Raw genomic sequence first — 13,096 nt, forward strand, 5'->3', positions numbered from 1 at the left:
CACCCGTGGTCTACACCGACTTCACCAAATACAGCCACGCCCAGCTCCGCAAGATGGCGCAGGCCCTCGACCCCGGCGCGGTCATGGTCGCCGGCGACCCCTGGCGCAAAGCGGCGACGACCCTCAAGGACATCCGCAAGACCCTCACCAAGGTCAGCACCGAGGCCGCCACCTCCTGGGAAGGCCCCACCAGCAACGCCTTCCACACCAGCATGCTCAGCCTCGCCTCCAGCATCAACGAGGCCGCCGCCTACGCCAACGACGCGGCCAACACCCTCCACAACATGTCCGAGGCCATGGCCAAGGCCAAGCGCGACATGCCCGAGGAGCCCGGCAACTGGGACAAACTCAAGGACACCGTCGGCGACTTCCTCAGCACCGACGACGAGCACGTCCAGATCGCCGACCGCAAGAAGGCGGAAGCCGCGACGGTCATGCAGACCCTCGCGATGCACTACCGCATCGCGACGCCGGCGCTGAAGGCTCCGCCGCTGGACCTCAAGGCGTCAAAGCGGTCGGACCCTGACAACGGGTCGCAGAATGACCCGAGCAACGCGGCGGCGGCCGTGACGGCCGCAGTGTTCTCGGGAACCTCATTCGGAGCCGGGGGAACGCAGGCACGGTCGGCGGCTGTCACCGCGCCGCAGCGGACCAAGGCCTCCCAGCCGCCGATGACGGCAAGTTCTACGTCCAAGAACGCGGCCACCCCGACAGATTCCGGGATCAAGGGGGGCACGGCGCAGGACTCGCCGAAGCCGTCGAGTACGGCGAGCCGTCGTCCGGATGCGGGTATCTCGGGCACTCCGGTGTCCCGCCCGAGCGGAAGCGTGCCGAGCCCCGTGACCTCCGGGACCCAAACGTCTGGCGTGAGCGAGGTGCCGTCCACGGTCCCCACGAGTGGGCCGATTGCCGGCGGCGGTGGGCAGACAACTGTCAGTCCTTCGGGACCGACCATGCAGAGCACCCCGGTCGCGCCCAGTTTCGGGCAGGGCAAGTCCGGATTCGGTGGCAAGGAGTTCCCTCGCGACGGCGTGGTGCCGGTGGAGGGTTCGGGACCGCGTGGGGGCCGGGCCGTCAGCGCCGGTGGTGGCGGGGTCAATTCGGGTATCGGATCTGGGGGCTGTCCGGTGCCTGGTGCCAAGCAGGTGGGCGGCTCCGTGGCCCGGCCCGGTGGCGCTGTCCGCGAGACAACGCCGCCCGGCGTCGGAGCACGCGGCAAACAGGCTTTCACGGAAGGCGGATCCGGGCTGGGTACCCGGAGTCGGATGGGTGTCGAACCCGAGGCGCGCGGCACGGGCGCCATGGCGCCCGGCATGCCGATGAGCGAGGCACAGAGTCGCAAGAAGGGCCGGGGGAAGGACGGCAAGCGGCCCGACTACCTCGTCGAGGGCGAGGAGACCTGGGCGTCGGACAAGCCGGCCAACCCGAACGTGGTGGAATGAGGCCGGTCCGTAGACGGACGGGTGATCTGATCGCGTCCCGCAGGTCGGTGATCTGCGGGATGCCTCGTTGAGTGGGGTGACCGGGTTTGACGAGCCGCCTGTTGGCGCGTGGTACGGCGGCCCTTGCCGCTGGGGCACTGGTCTGGGCCGTCGCCGCACCGGCGGCATCGGCCGATCAGATCAGGGACCAGCAGTGGGCTCTGAAGACCTTCGAGGCCGAGGCCAAGGTTTGGCCGGTCAGCCAGGGCGACAGGGTGGTCGTCGGCGTGATCGACACTGGGGTGAACCAAGATCACCAAGATCTGGCTGGGCAGGTGCTTCCCGGGGCCGACTTCTCAGGTGGCAACACGGACGGTCGTGTGGACGGTGACGGTCATGGCACCGCTATGGCGAGCCTGATCGCTGGGCACGGGCATGGGGTCCAGGCAGGGGTGGCGGGCCTGGCCCCGAAGGCGAAGATCCTGCCGGTGAGGGTGGGGACGAAAGGCGATGATTCCGCTCCTCAGCCGACCGCGTTCGCGGACGCGATCCGCTTTGCGGTGGACCACGGTGCGAAGGTCGTCAATATCTCCCTCGGTGGGAGCGGCTTTCGGTTCGACTCAAGGTTGCGCAAGGCTGTCAACTACGCCGTCTCGAAGGACGTTGTGCTGATCGCCGCTACGGGCAACACCGGGGCAGAGAAGGATGTGGAATATCCGGCCGCCTTCCCAGGCGTGGTGGCTGTAGGGGCAGTGGACTCCAATGGGGTCGTCTGGGATAAGTCCACATCCGGCCCTGAGGCCACGCTTGTCGCGCCCGGCGTGGGGATCTACCACGCTGCGGCTAAGTCTCCGACGGGCTATGGGTCTGGGAGCGGTACCTCGGATGCCACCGCGTACGTCTCGGCCACCGCCGCGCTCATTCGCTCCAAGTACCCCAACCTGTCCGCCGGGCAGGTGATCAACCGGATGATCAAGACGGCCACCCCTCCCGCCAACGGGACGGTGGTGCCCAACAATCACTACGGCTACGGAACCGTCTCGCCCGCGAAGGCACTGGAGCCGAATCCCGCAGTGGACAACGGGCCGAAGGAGAACCCGTTGGTTAAGCGGCCCGAGTCGAAGGGCACCCCGCCGACCGACGACGACAGCGACGCGACGGACCAGCCCTCCGTGGAGCCCATGGTCCCCGAAGGGGATGCCGGCAGCGGGAGCAGCGACAGCACCGGCCTGGTGATCGCAGCAGCCGCCGCCGGTGCCGTGGTGCTGGTCGCGTCGGTGGCCGCCGTGCTGATGGCCCGGCGACGGAAGCGGGCGGCGGCTGCGGCCGCTGCCAGGGCGTGGCCGCAGCAGCCGCCCTATCAGCAACCGCCGTACCAGCAGCCGCCCTACGGCGGGCCCGGTCAGTGAGTGGCGAGCCAGTCGTCCCGTAGGGCGGCCATGTGGAGGACGTCCCAGTAGCGGCCGTCCCAGTGGTGGGCCTGCGGGCGCGGCCTTCGAGGGTGAAGCCGGCTTTCCGGTAGGCGCGGGCGGCGCGTTCGTTGTACTCGTAGACCTCCAGGTGGACGCGGTGGAGGCGGACGGTCTCGAAGGCGTGGCGCAGGACCAGGAGGGTGGTTTGGGTGCCGATGCCACGGTCGGTGCTGTCGGATGTGAGGGCGATCCGGAAGTCGGCGGAGGAGTTGTCGGGGTCGACGTCGGTGAGGGCGGTTTCGCCGAGGAAGCGGCCGGTGGCGGGGTCTTCGACGGCGAGGTCGAGCCGGTCGGGCTGGTCGGGGCGGGTGGTGCACCAGTTTTCGATCCGGTCGCGGGTGAAGGCGGTGCGGGTGCCGGTGAGGCGGTTGGTCTCCGGGTCGGCGCAGAGCTCCCACATCGGGTCGGTGTGCCGGGCGTCCAGGGGGACGAGGCGGACGCTGGGGCCGTGGAGCACGGGCTTCACGGAGAGGGCGGAGAGATCGCTCGGCATGGCGCCCAGGATGCCCGGCGGCGCCCGGTTCGTACAGGGAATTACCGCGCGTCGAGGGGCTGTTCGGCGACGGCGATCTGCTGCCGGTGGTGGGCCGGGTCGGTGAGTTCGTCGACGACGGCGACGGCGAGGTCGGCCTGGGCGATGCGGGGGCCGAGGACCTGGGGGCCGCCGACCCGGTAGTGGCCGGTGCCGGGGGCGGTGCGGTCGAGGTCCATCGGTGGGGTGACGACGACCCAGTCGAGGGTGGCGGGGGAGTCGTGCAGCAGGTCGAGGGCGGCGGAGTGGCCGAGGGAGAAGGCGCGGTACGCCTCGGGGAACTCGGGGTCGTCGTGGACGGCGACGCCGGGGGCGGTCTCCAGGGTGGTGGCGACGCCGACGCTGACGAGTCGCCGTACGCCGGCCCGGTCGAGGCCGGTGACGAGTGCGGTGGTGGCGGCGCGGTAGAACTCGGTGGAGGGCGTGTCGGGGGTGTAGACGGAGCTGACGGCGGCCGGGTGCCCGGGGGCGGTGGCGGCGACGGCGACCGGGTCGGTGACGTCGCAGCGCAGCAGGGTGACGCCGTCCCCGGCGAGGTCGGCGTGGCGTTCGGGGTCGCGGACGGCGGCGGTGACGGTGAGGCCGCGCCGGCGGGCCTCGGTGACGACGGCTCGGCCGACCTGTCCGCCCGCGCCGTAGACGATGACGTCCGCGCGGTGCTGCTGTCCGGTCGTGGTGTTGGTCATGGGCGGTCTCCTGTCCGGTGGGGGCGGGCCTGTTCGGCTGCCGCTGTCGGGACGGTAGACCGGGGGGTGCCGGTTACTTCAACGGTACCGACCTCGCAGCGGGTACCGTCGGGGGTATGACGCAGACCAGTCCCGCGCCGCTGGCGGCTGACTTCTTCCCGGCCGACTGTCCGGTGCAGACCGTGCCGGTGCTGGGCAGCCGCAAGTGGGCCTGGAAGATCATCCGTTGCCTGGAGGAGGGCCCGCGCCGCTTCTCGGAGCTGCGGGTGCCACTGGCCGGCATCACCGCCAAGGTGCTGGTGGAGTCGCTGCGTTCGATGGAGCAGGACGGTGTGGTGGCCCGGACCGAGTACGCCGAGAACCCGCCGCGGGTCGAGTACGCGTTGACGCCGCTGGGCCGCACGCTGCTCGGTCCGATGGACGCGGTGTGCGCGTGGAGCCGTGAGCACCTGGACAGTCTGCTGGCGGCCCGGCTGGAGTACGAGCGCGACGACCGCTGACCCGGGAAAACCTGGCAGCATTTCGGCGGTCGCTGGCGTCCTTGCTGCTGGTCGGAGGGTCGGCGTGGCCGTCATGCTGGGCCCATGAGCACTTCAGAGCACGCCCTGAGCCCCGCCGACGCGATCGTCCCCGACACCAAGGACTGGACCTGGGTGCTGGAACGCCCGTGCGCCGACTGCGGGTTGGACACCCCGGAGGTGGTGCCCACGGACGTCGCCGCGATGGTCCGGGCGAACGCGCACAGCTGGCTGGCGGTGCTGGCCGGCGATGAGGAGGAGCTGCGCCGCCGCCCGGCCCCGGAGATCTGGTCGGACCTGGAGTACGCCTGCCACGTCCGGGACGTCTTCCGGCTGTTCCTGGTCCGGCTGAACCTGATGCTGGACCAGGACGGCCCGCTGTTCCCCAACTGGAACCAGGATGAGACGGCGGCCGCCGAGCGCTACTGGGAGCAGCGGCCGCAGACGGTGGCCGGGGAACTGGCGGAGGCCGCCGAGGCGCTGGCGGCGGCGTTCGAGGCGGTGACGGGCGAGCAGTGGCGGCGGACCGGGAACCGCAGCGACGGGGCGCGGTTCACGGTCGAGTCCTTCGCCCGCTACCTGATCCACGACCCGGTGCACCACCTGTTCGACGTGACGGGCGAGCGGCTCTGAGGCGCCCGGGGGCGGGCGGGGTCACCAACCGGAGGCCTCGTGCAGCATGGTGCGCCGCAGCCGCCCGGCCACGCTGGCGGTGTCGGTGCCGATGACGTCGGCGATCTCGGGTGCGGCGAGGCCGACGACGTAGTGCAGGATCGCCAGGTCGTCGTCGGCGGGGTGGCGGTCCTGGTCGACGACGGTCGTCTGCCGGGTGTGTTCGGCGACGGTGGTGCGCAGGATCTGCCAGGCGAGCGCGGTCGGGTTGGGGCTGGTGAGCAGTTCCCGCCAGTGGACGGCGATTTCGGCGAAGGCCTGCTGCACGGCGGTGGCCGCGTCGCCGTGCCCGGTCAGCCACACCCGGGCGTAGCTGAGGTACCGGGGGCGGTGGAGTTCGCAGAAGGCCGCGAATTCCAGTGGTACGTCCTCCGGTTCGCCGGGCTCGGGGGGAGGCGCGGCGGCGCTCGCGTGACGGTTGGTCATCTCGTCTTCTCGGAAAGGGAGATGGGTTTCTGGCGGTCGATCATCTGTGCTCACTCTACGGTAGGCCCTCGGTGCGCTGGGTGACCAATCTGATGGAATGCCCGGAACCCGACGCCGCTCGGCCGGTTCCGGCGACAGCCGGTGCGGCGCGACGGCGGTACTGCCGGGCAGGGGGTCGGGCCAGGGCCGGTCGGAGCCGGTCCGTGGAGTGCTGCGCAGTGGTGCGGGGGGCGTAGGTGCGAGCGTGTCGCAGCTGGCCAGAGGGTGCGGGAGGGCAGATGCTGCACGGCAGTTGAGGTGCCACCGTAGGGCCTGCCGGGTCTCACGTCCACGCCCACGGCGCGAAGCCGCGGCCGCACAACCGCCCGCGCAACCGCACTCACGGCGGATCTTGCATCGGGGCGGGTGTCGGTGGGCGGGGCGGGTGCGGCGATCGCGCCCCGGCGGCCTGCGGCAACCGGGGCGCGGGGCGGGGCAGCGCGCGGGGCGGCCCGGTCAGGAGTTCGTGCGGGCCTCCGAGGGGGAGATCCGGTCGTCGGCGGCGTTGCCGCGTTCGACCTGGGCGGGGAAGGCCTCGACGGCTCGCCGCCGGGCCAGTTGGGCGGACGCGGCGGCTGCGGCCGCAGCCGCCGCAGCGGTCACCGCGGCGGCCTCCTCGCGCTCGCACCGGTGGGTCCCGGGAGTGCCGGGGGTGCCGTGGGTGCCGGACGGGCCGATCGCATGCCCGCTGGAGGCGCGCCCGCCACCCACGTGCGCCGTACCGGCGTGTGCCGTCCCCGCGCGCGCCCCCGCCGCCCGCCTGCGCCGGCCGAGCGCGACCCGCTCGGCGTGTTCCTCGGCCGCCTGTCTAGCGGCCAGATAGGCCTGCACGGCGGCCATGCCGTAGACCGGCTGGATGAGCTGGTGCCCCTTGAAGAAGGGCCTGGCCGGCGCGAACCCGGCGGCGACCACCAGCTCGCGGATCTCGGCTATCTCCGCCTCGCTGCGGGCGGTGAAGCGGACCTCCCAGCCCTTCTTGTACGTATGGCCCTTCTCACCGCTGCGGCGGGCCGGGTCCGGGCGGCGGACGTATCCGGGCAGACGGCCGAGGCGGAGCTGGGCCGCGCGGAGGCCGGCGGTCTCGTCACGTGACATGACGTAAGCCTAGGCAATCCACGGGGCGGGATTGACGCACTGAGGGTCTCTTGCCGTATGCCCTTGATCACTCTGGGTCAGACGACCAGGTCGGCGATCGTTTTCGATCGGATCCGATAGCCATATGAACGTCATTTACTCCAAATGAGTGAGGGTATGGGGACTTTAGTGCAGGCTGATCCCGGTTTCGCGACGGTTGCGTAACAGTGCGTCAGGCTACCGCTCGCGAGCCGCGGTGGTTGGGGATGGTGTCGGCATGAACTACCGGATTCCGTCGCCGCCACCGTCCTTGGACGAACTGGCGAAGCGTCAGCTGAACGTCGTCACCGCGAGCCAGCTGCGTGCCCGGGGCGTGCCGGCCCGGGTCGTCACCGGGCACTGTCGCCGGGGCGGGCCCTGGCAGCGGCTGCTGCCCCGGGTCTACCTGCTGCAGTCCGGCGAGCCCACCCCGGAGCAGCGGCTGTGGGCCGCGCTGCTGTACGCGGCGCAGAACGGTCGCGAGGAGGGCCGCCGCGCGGGTGCGGTGATCACCGGTGCGGCCGCCCTGGCCCTGTACGGCTTCGCCGCCGTGCCCCGGCTGCCCGCGGTGACCGGGGTGGACGTCCTGGTGCCCCGCCAGCGTCGGCTCAAGGACGCCGGAGAGGTGCGGATCCGGCGCACCGAACGGGAGTTGGTGGCCCGCTCGGTGCACGGCCTGGCCTGCGCGCCGGTCGCTCGGGCGGTCGCGGACGCGCTGTGCGAGTGGACGGTCGACCAGGGCGCCCCGGCGCCGGTGCGCGAGGTGCTGCGGGAGGCCGTCTCCCGGCCGGAGAACCGTTGCACGGTCCGGGAGTTGGCCGCCGAGCTGGTCGACTCCGGGCTGACCGCCGAGCCCCGGGTGCGCGCAGCGCTGGACGAACTGCTCGCCGTCGAGCGGGACTCCGTGCTGGAGCAGGTCGGCCGGCTGGTGGACGAGTGGCTGCTGCCCGTCCCGCTGGCCGCCCCCGAGCTGCGGATGCGCGGCGGCACCTACATCGGCGTCCCGGACCTCTACTGGCCGGAGCGCGGCGTCGCGGTGGAGGTGGACTCCGACCTGCGCTGCGTCAGCGAGGGCGAGGCCGCCTGGGTGCGCGGCGGCCAGCACCGGATGGAGTACCTGGGCATCCGGGTGGTGTACGTCTCCGGGGCCCGGCTGGCCGCCGACCCGGAGGGGGTCGGGGGTGAACTGCGCGAGGCCTACCGGGCCGGGGGGACGGACGTGGTGGAGCTGCTGGTCGTCTGAACCCCGGCGTCGGCCGCTGTCGGCACGTGCCAGTCGGCGTCGGCAGGTGCGGGTCGCCGTCGGTCGGCGTCAGGAGCGGACCACCGGCGTGCCGACCAGCTCGACCCCGGCCGCCCGCAGCTCGTCCAGCGCGGCGGCGGTGGTCTCCGGCGCCACCCCGGCGGTGAGGTCGAGCAGCACCCGGGTGGTGAAGCCGGCCCGTGCGGCGTCCAGGGCGGTGGCCCGGACGCAGTGGTCGGTGGCGATGCCGACCACGTCGATCTCGTCGACCTGCCGCTCGCGCAGCCACTCCACCGGGCCGCGGTTGTTCTCGTCCAGCCCTTCGAAGCCGCTGTAGGCCGCCGAGTAGGCGCCCTTGTCGAACACCGCTTCGACCGCGCCGGAGATCACGGCGGGCGCGAAGTTGGGGTGGAAGCCCACGCCCTCGGTGCCGGCCACGCAGTGCACCGGCCAGCTGGAGACGTAGTCCGGCTCGGCGGAGAAGTGCTCGCCCGGGGCGATGTGGTGGTCCCGGGTGGCGAGGATGTGCTGGTAGCCGGGGGAGGACTCGGCGATCAGGTCGGTGATGGCGGCGGCCACCTCGGCACCGCCGGCGACGGCCAGGCTGCCGCCCTCGCAGAAGTCGTTCTGCACGTCGACGACGATCAGTGCCCGGTGCATGGCTCGCATCCTCGGATGTGGGGGCGGTGTGCCCCGGTGGTGGGGCCCTCGGGGCCCTCGGGGGCTCTGGGAGGACTCCGGGGGATTCCAGGGGAACTCTACGGCTGACTCTAGGGAGTGGCGCGCGGGGGCGGAAGGCCTCTGACCCACCGCCAGTCCGCGCGGATCCGGCCCGGCCGAGGTCAGTCGATCAGCTCGGTGGGGATGACCGGGTCGCCCTTGGAGAGCTGAGTGGCCGACAGCGGCAGCGCCGCCCGGGCCCGCACGTGCCGCTCGCGGGCGGCGGTCAGCGGCTCGCGGCCGACCGTCTCGCCGCCCAGCACCAGCGGCACCTGGACCAGGTGCGCCCGGAGCTCGTCCGGGACCGGGCCGGTGCCGATCACCTCGGCCTCGGCCACGCCCTCGGAGTCAGGCCTGCGGGCGGCCCACTTGCGGCCGCCGATGCTGGTCTTGCCGCCGGCGGCGCGCTTGGCCACCGGCACCAGCGGGCCGTCCTCGGTCCCCGCGCGGGCGACCAGCTTGTAGACCATCGCGCAGGTCGGGTGGCCGCTGCCGGTGACCAGGCTGGTGCCGACGCCGTAGCCGTCCACCGGAGCGGCGGCCAGTGCGGCGATCGCGTACTCGTCCAGGTCCGAGGTGACGATGATCCGGGTGTTCGTGGCGCCGAGCTCGTCCAGCTGGCGGCGGACCCGGTGGGCCAGCAGGGTGAGGTCGCCGGAGTCGATCCGGACCGCGCCCAGCTCGGGGCCGGCCACCTCGACGGCCGTCCGGACCGCTTCGTGCAGGTCGAAGGTGTCGACCAGCAGGGTGGTGCCCTTGCCCATCGAGGCGATCTGGGCCTTGAAGGCGTCCCGCTCGCTGTCGTGCACCAGGGTGAAGGCGTGTGCGGCGGTGCCGGTGGTCGGGATGCCGTGGGTGAAGCCGGCCTCCAGGTCGGAGGTGGCGGCGAAGCCGGCCACGTAGGCGGCCCGGGCGGCGGCGACGGCGGCCTGCTCGTGCGCCCGGCGTGCGCCCATCTCGATCACCGGACGGCCGCCGGCGGCGGCGGTCATCCGGGAGGCGGCGGCCGCGATCGCCGAGTCGTAGTTGAGGATCGACAGGATCACCGTCTCCAGGATCACCGCCTCGGCGAAGCTGCCCTCGACGGTGAGCACCGGCGAGCCGGGGAAGTAGACCTCGCCCTCGGGGTAGCCGTGGATGTCGCCGCGGAAGCGGTAGTCGGCGAGGAAGCGCAGGGTGTCGTCCTCGACGACGCCCCGGTCGGCCAGCCAGTCCAGTTGGGCGGTGCTGAAGCGGAAGTTCTCGACGGCGTCCAGCACCCGGCCGGTACCGGCCAGGACGCCGTATCGGCGGCCGCTGGGCAGGCGCCGGGTGAAGACCTCGAAGACGGAGCGGCGGTGCGCGGCCCCGCTGCGCAGGGCGGCCTGCAGCATGGTGAGCTCGTAGCGGTCGGTGAGCAACGCGGTCGACCCGGCCGCGCGCACTGAAGTGGCGTCCATGAGGATGATGCTACTACCACTTAGCGTCAGATTGACGATTTCTCGTGACGAGGCCGGGGCCGGAATCGCCCGGGTCTCCCCCGGATGGCAGCATGGGGCGTGAGGGACAACGGACGAGTGTGCAGCGAGGAGGCCCGGCGGTGAGTGTCGCGCCCGTGGAGATCGAGCGCCCGGAGGTCGAAGGACTGCCGGTGACGGAGCCGGACACGCCATGGGTGACCATCGTGCACAACGACCCGGTCAACCTCATGAGCTACGTCCAGTACGTCTTCCAGGCCTACTTCGGTTACCCGAAGGACAAGGCCCGGAAGCTGATGATGGACGTGCACAGCAGGGGCCGGGCGGTGGTCTCCAGCGGTTCCCGCGAGGAGATGGAGCGCGACGTCCAGGCGATGCACGGCTACGGCCTGTGGGCCACGCTGCAGCACGACTGAGCGCGTCGGGCACCGACCGCACCGGGCGCACGCCGGCCCACCCGCGACCGACCCGTCGCCGGCCGGTGGCGCGGCCGAAGACCGAAGACGACGAAGACGGGCTGACCGATACAGATGGCTGGGTTGTTCGAGAGCACCGGCGATGGCGGCGCGGCGATCGCGCTGGACGAGGTGGAGGCCTCCATCCTGCGCTCGCTGGAAGTGCAGATGCTGGAACTGATCGGCCCCGGCCCGGGCGGCGACGGCGGTGACCCGCTGGCCGCGCTGTTCGCCGAGGGCCCGACCGAGGCCCCCGCCGACCCGGCGCTGGCCCGGCTGTTCCCGGACGCCTACGGCGACCCGGCGAAGCCGGACGACGCCGAGGCGGTCGCCGCCTCCGGCGAGTTCCGCCGCTACACCGAGCTCGACCTGCGGGCCCGCAAGCGGGACGACGCGCTCCAGGTGGTCCGGGCGCTGGACGGCCTCGGCGGTGCCGAGGTGCTCAAGCTGGCCGCCCCCGAGTGCCTGCGCTGGCTGGGCGCGCTCAACGACCTGCGGCTGACCCTCGGGGTCCGGCTGGAGGTCGCCGAGGAGGACGAGCAGGGCCTCTACGAGCTGCCGGACGGCGACGAGCGCAAGCCGCTGGTGATGGCCTACCTGTGGCTGGGGGCGCTCCAGGAGTCGCTGTTGGAGGCGATCACCGACTGAGAGCGGACCTGTTTCATCCGCTCTCCTGCGCAATCCTGCCCGCTTTCGGGCAAGCCCCGGCCGATTCGTCCAGCATGTGGACGATTCGCCGGGGCATTTTTCTTCAAAACGGGCAAAACATAACAGGTCATGCTCAAATATCGCTCAGATGAACACCGCTATCCGGATCCTGCGTGGTACGACTTCTCCACCCCACGAGACCCACCCAGGACGGTGCGCCATGGCCGAGCAGTCGTACGACCAAGTGGTCGACACCACCCCGGATGAGGAGGGCTACGAGCGGGGCCTCGGCAGCCGCCAGATCCAGATGATCGCGATCGGCGGCGCGATCGGCACCGGCCTCTTCCTCGGCGCCGGCACCGCGATCTCGAAGTCCGGACCGAGCCTGATCCTGTCCTACGCGGTGGCCGGCCTGGTGATCTTCGTGATCATGCGCGCCCTCGGCGAACTGCTCACCTACCGCGCGGTCTCCGGCAGCTTCGCCGAGTACGCCCGGGAGTTCCTCGGCCCCTTCGCCGGCTACGTCACCGGCTGGACGTACTGGCTGTTCTGGGTCGTCACCGGCATGGCGGAGACCACCGCCGCCGCGGTCTACGTCAAGTTCTGGGCGCCCGCCATCCCGCAGTGGGCCAGCGCGTTGACCTTCCTGGTCATCCTCTACGCGGCCAACCTGATCTCGGTGAAGCTGTTCGGCGAGATCGAGTTCTGGTTCTCCATGGTCAAGGTCACCGCCATCATCGGCATGATCCTGATCGGCATCGGCGTGCTGACCCTGGGCTTCAGCAAGGCCGGTGACACCGCGTCGATCACCCACCTGTGGCAGAACGGCGGCTTCTTCCCCAAGGGCATCGGCGCCACCGTGATGACCCTGCAGATCGTCATGTTCGCCTACCTGGGCGTCGAACTCGTCGGCGTCACCGCGGGCGAGAGCGAGAACCCCGAGAAGACCCTGCCGCGCGCCATCAACACCCTGCCCTGGCGCATCGCGCTGTTCTACATCGGCGCCCTGGTGGTCATCCTCTCGCTCGTGCCGTGGACCGAATTCCAGCCCGGCGTCAGCCCGTTCGTCGCCGCCTTCGGCAAGATCGGCATCCCGGCCGCGGCCGGCATCATCAACTTCGTGGTGCTCACCGCCGCGCTCTCCTCCTGCAACTCCGGGATGTACTCCACCGGCCGCATGCTGCGCGACCTCGCCCTGCGCGGCCAGGCCCCCGGGCAGCTCACCAAGCTCAACACCCACCGCACCCCGGCCTTCGCGATCACCGTCTCCTGCCTGCTGATGGGCGCCGGCGTGGTGCTCAACTACCTCGTCCCGGCGCGGGCGTTCGAGTACATCACCTCGGTCGCCACGGTCTGCGGCCTGTGGACCTGGGCGATGATCCTGATCTCCCAGATCCGCTACCGCAAGGCCTGGAAGGGCGGCCACCTGCCGCCGCCCACCTTCAAGGCCCCCGGCGGTGTCTGGGCCAGCTGGGCCGCGCTCGCCTTCCTGGCCCTGGTCGTGGTGCTGATCGCGCTGGACGAGGACAACCGGATCTCGCTGTACGTCTTCCCCGGCTGGGCGGTGGTGCTGGTGATCGGCTACCAGGTGCTCAAGCGCCGCAACCCGCAGGCCGTCCACAGCGTGGCCCACGACCACCTGCACGCCCGCAACGGCGGCTGATCCCGGGTGCGGTCGGCACCCCGCGACCGGG

13 protein-coding genes and 1 pseudogene are annotated in these 13,096 nt (G+C 71.6%); 8 read left to right on the forward strand and 6 right to left on the reverse strand.

The genetic code is table 11. From position 1 onward, the window contains the following. Nucleotides 1–5: 5 nt before the first annotated feature. A complete protein-coding gene (locus tag ABZW30_RS16855; protein WP_355671854.1) occupies nucleotides 6–1,442 on the forward strand; it encodes a hypothetical protein in 1,437 nt (478 codons plus the stop codon). 86 nt (nucleotides 1,443–1,528) lie between these two features. Further along, nucleotides 1,529–2,830: a type VII secretion-associated serine protease mycosin gene (mycP, locus tag ABZW30_RS16860; protein ID WP_355671855.1), complete on the forward strand. Its 1,302-nt coding sequence runs from the start codon at nucleotides 1,529–1,531 to the stop codon at nucleotides 2,828–2,830. 151 nt (nucleotides 2,831–2,981) lie between these two features. On the opposite strand, the pseudogene ABZW30_RS16865 reads toward mycP, so the two are convergent. Beyond that, nucleotides 2,982–3,386, reverse strand: a pseudogene (locus ABZW30_RS16865) (GNAT family N-acetyltransferase); the annotation flags it as partial. A gap of 41 nt (nucleotides 3,387–3,427) precedes the next feature. Then, nucleotides 3,428–4,111, reverse strand: a complete 684-nt coding sequence (locus ABZW30_RS16870) for an NAD(P)H-binding protein (RefSeq protein WP_355671856.1) — start codon at nucleotides 4,109–4,111, stop codon at nucleotides 3,428–3,430. A 116-nt stretch (nucleotides 4,112–4,227) separates the two neighbouring features. Here ABZW30_RS16870 and ABZW30_RS16875 point away from each other — a divergent pair, with 116 nt between their 5' ends. After that, nucleotides 4,228–4,611, forward strand: a complete 384-nt coding sequence (locus ABZW30_RS16875; RefSeq protein WP_355671857.1) for a helix-turn-helix domain-containing protein — start codon at nucleotides 4,228–4,230, stop codon at nucleotides 4,609–4,611. A gap of 84 nt (nucleotides 4,612–4,695) precedes the next feature. After that, nucleotides 4,696–5,262, forward strand: a complete 567-nt coding sequence (locus tag ABZW30_RS16880; RefSeq protein WP_355671858.1) for a DinB family protein — start codon at nucleotides 4,696–4,698, stop codon at nucleotides 5,260–5,262. A gap of 21 nt (nucleotides 5,263–5,283) precedes the next feature. Here ABZW30_RS16880 and ABZW30_RS16885 read toward each other — a convergent pair whose 3' ends face one another. Beyond that, nucleotides 5,284–5,727: a hypothetical protein gene (locus ABZW30_RS16885; protein WP_355671859.1), complete on the reverse strand. Its 444-nt coding sequence runs from the start codon at nucleotides 5,725–5,727 to the stop codon at nucleotides 5,284–5,286. A gap of 495 nt (nucleotides 5,728–6,222) precedes the next feature. Continuing rightward, nucleotides 6,223–6,861, reverse strand: coding sequence for a hypothetical protein (locus tag ABZW30_RS16890; protein ID WP_355671860.1), 639 nt, complete (start codon nucleotides 6,859–6,861; stop codon nucleotides 6,223–6,225). Nucleotides 6,862–7,117: 256 nt separating this feature from the next. On the opposite strand from ABZW30_RS16890, the gene ABZW30_RS16895 reads away from it, so the two are divergent. Further along, nucleotides 7,118–8,122 carry a hypothetical protein gene (locus ABZW30_RS16895; RefSeq protein WP_355671861.1) on the forward strand — a complete coding sequence of 335 codons (1,005 nt, stop codon included), beginning with the start codon at nucleotides 7,118–7,120 and terminating at the stop codon, nucleotides 8,120–8,122. A 69-nt stretch (nucleotides 8,123–8,191) separates the two neighbouring features. Here ABZW30_RS16895 and ABZW30_RS16900 read toward each other — a convergent pair whose 3' ends face one another. Then, on the reverse strand, nucleotides 8,192–8,782 hold the full coding sequence (locus ABZW30_RS16900) for an isochorismatase family protein (protein WP_355671862.1): 591 nt from the start codon (nucleotides 8,780–8,782) through the stop codon (nucleotides 8,192–8,194). 182 nt (nucleotides 8,783–8,964) lie between these two features. Further along, entirely contained in the window at nucleotides 8,965–10,281 is a 1,317-nt protein-coding gene (locus ABZW30_RS16905; RefSeq protein ID WP_355671863.1) for a nicotinate phosphoribosyltransferase, read from the reverse strand. Nucleotides 10,282–10,421: 140 nt separating this feature from the next. Between ABZW30_RS16905 and clpS the strand changes: the two genes are divergently transcribed. From clpS to ABZW30_RS16920, 3 genes are all read left to right on the forward strand, one after another. Then, nucleotides 10,422–10,715, forward strand: a complete 294-nt coding sequence (clpS, locus tag ABZW30_RS16910) for an ATP-dependent Clp protease adapter ClpS (protein WP_355671864.1) — start codon at nucleotides 10,422–10,424, stop codon at nucleotides 10,713–10,715. Nucleotides 10,716–10,829: 114 nt separating this feature from the next. Further along, a complete protein-coding gene (locus ABZW30_RS16915) occupies nucleotides 10,830–11,402 on the forward strand; it encodes a DUF2017 domain-containing protein (protein WP_355671865.1) in 573 nt (190 codons plus the stop codon). A gap of 220 nt (nucleotides 11,403–11,622) precedes the next feature. Continuing rightward, a complete protein-coding gene (locus tag ABZW30_RS16920; protein WP_355671866.1) occupies nucleotides 11,623–13,065 on the forward strand; it encodes an amino acid permease in 1,443 nt (480 codons plus the stop codon). Nucleotides 13,066–13,096 lie beyond the last annotated feature (31 nt).

Source organism: Kitasatospora sp. NPDC004669 (assembly GCF_040609455.1).
GTDB lineage: Bacteria > Actinomycetota > Actinomycetes > Streptomycetales > Streptomycetaceae > Kitasatospora.

Bases quoted from the DNA above. Each gene is read 5' to 3' on its own strand.
- ABZW30_RS16870 (WP_355671856.1), bottom strand. From the start codon at position 4,111: ATGACCAACACCACGACCGGACAGCAGCACCGCGCGGACGTCATCGTC.
- ABZW30_RS16875 (WP_355671857.1), top strand. From the start codon at position 4,228: ATGACGCAGACCAGTCCCGCGCCGCTGGCGGCTGACTTCTTCCCGGCC.
- ABZW30_RS16880 (WP_355671858.1), top strand. From the start codon at position 4,696: ATGAGCACTTCAGAGCACGCCCTGAGCCCCGCCGACGCGATCGTCCCC.
- ABZW30_RS16885 (WP_355671859.1), bottom strand. From the start codon at position 5,727: ATGACCAACCGTCACGCGAGCGCCGCCGCGCCTCCCCCCGAGCCCGGC.
- ABZW30_RS16890 (WP_355671860.1), bottom strand. From the start codon at position 6,861: ATGTCACGTGACGAGACCGCCGGCCTCCGCGCGGCCCAGCTCCGCCTC.
- ABZW30_RS16895 (WP_355671861.1), top strand. From the start codon at position 7,118: ATGAACTACCGGATTCCGTCGCCGCCACCGTCCTTGGACGAACTGGCG.
- ABZW30_RS16900 (WP_355671862.1), bottom strand. From the start codon at position 8,782: ATGCACCGGGCACTGATCGTCGTCGACGTGCAGAACGACTTCTGCGAG.
- ABZW30_RS16905 (WP_355671863.1), bottom strand. From the start codon at position 10,281: ATGGACGCCACTTCAGTGCGCGCGGCCGGGTCGACCGCGTTGCTCACC.
- ABZW30_RS16915 (WP_355671865.1), top strand. From the start codon at position 10,830: ATGGCTGGGTTGTTCGAGAGCACCGGCGATGGCGGCGCGGCGATCGCG.
- ABZW30_RS16920 (WP_355671866.1), top strand. From the start codon at position 11,623: ATGGCCGAGCAGTCGTACGACCAAGTGGTCGACACCACCCCGGATGAG.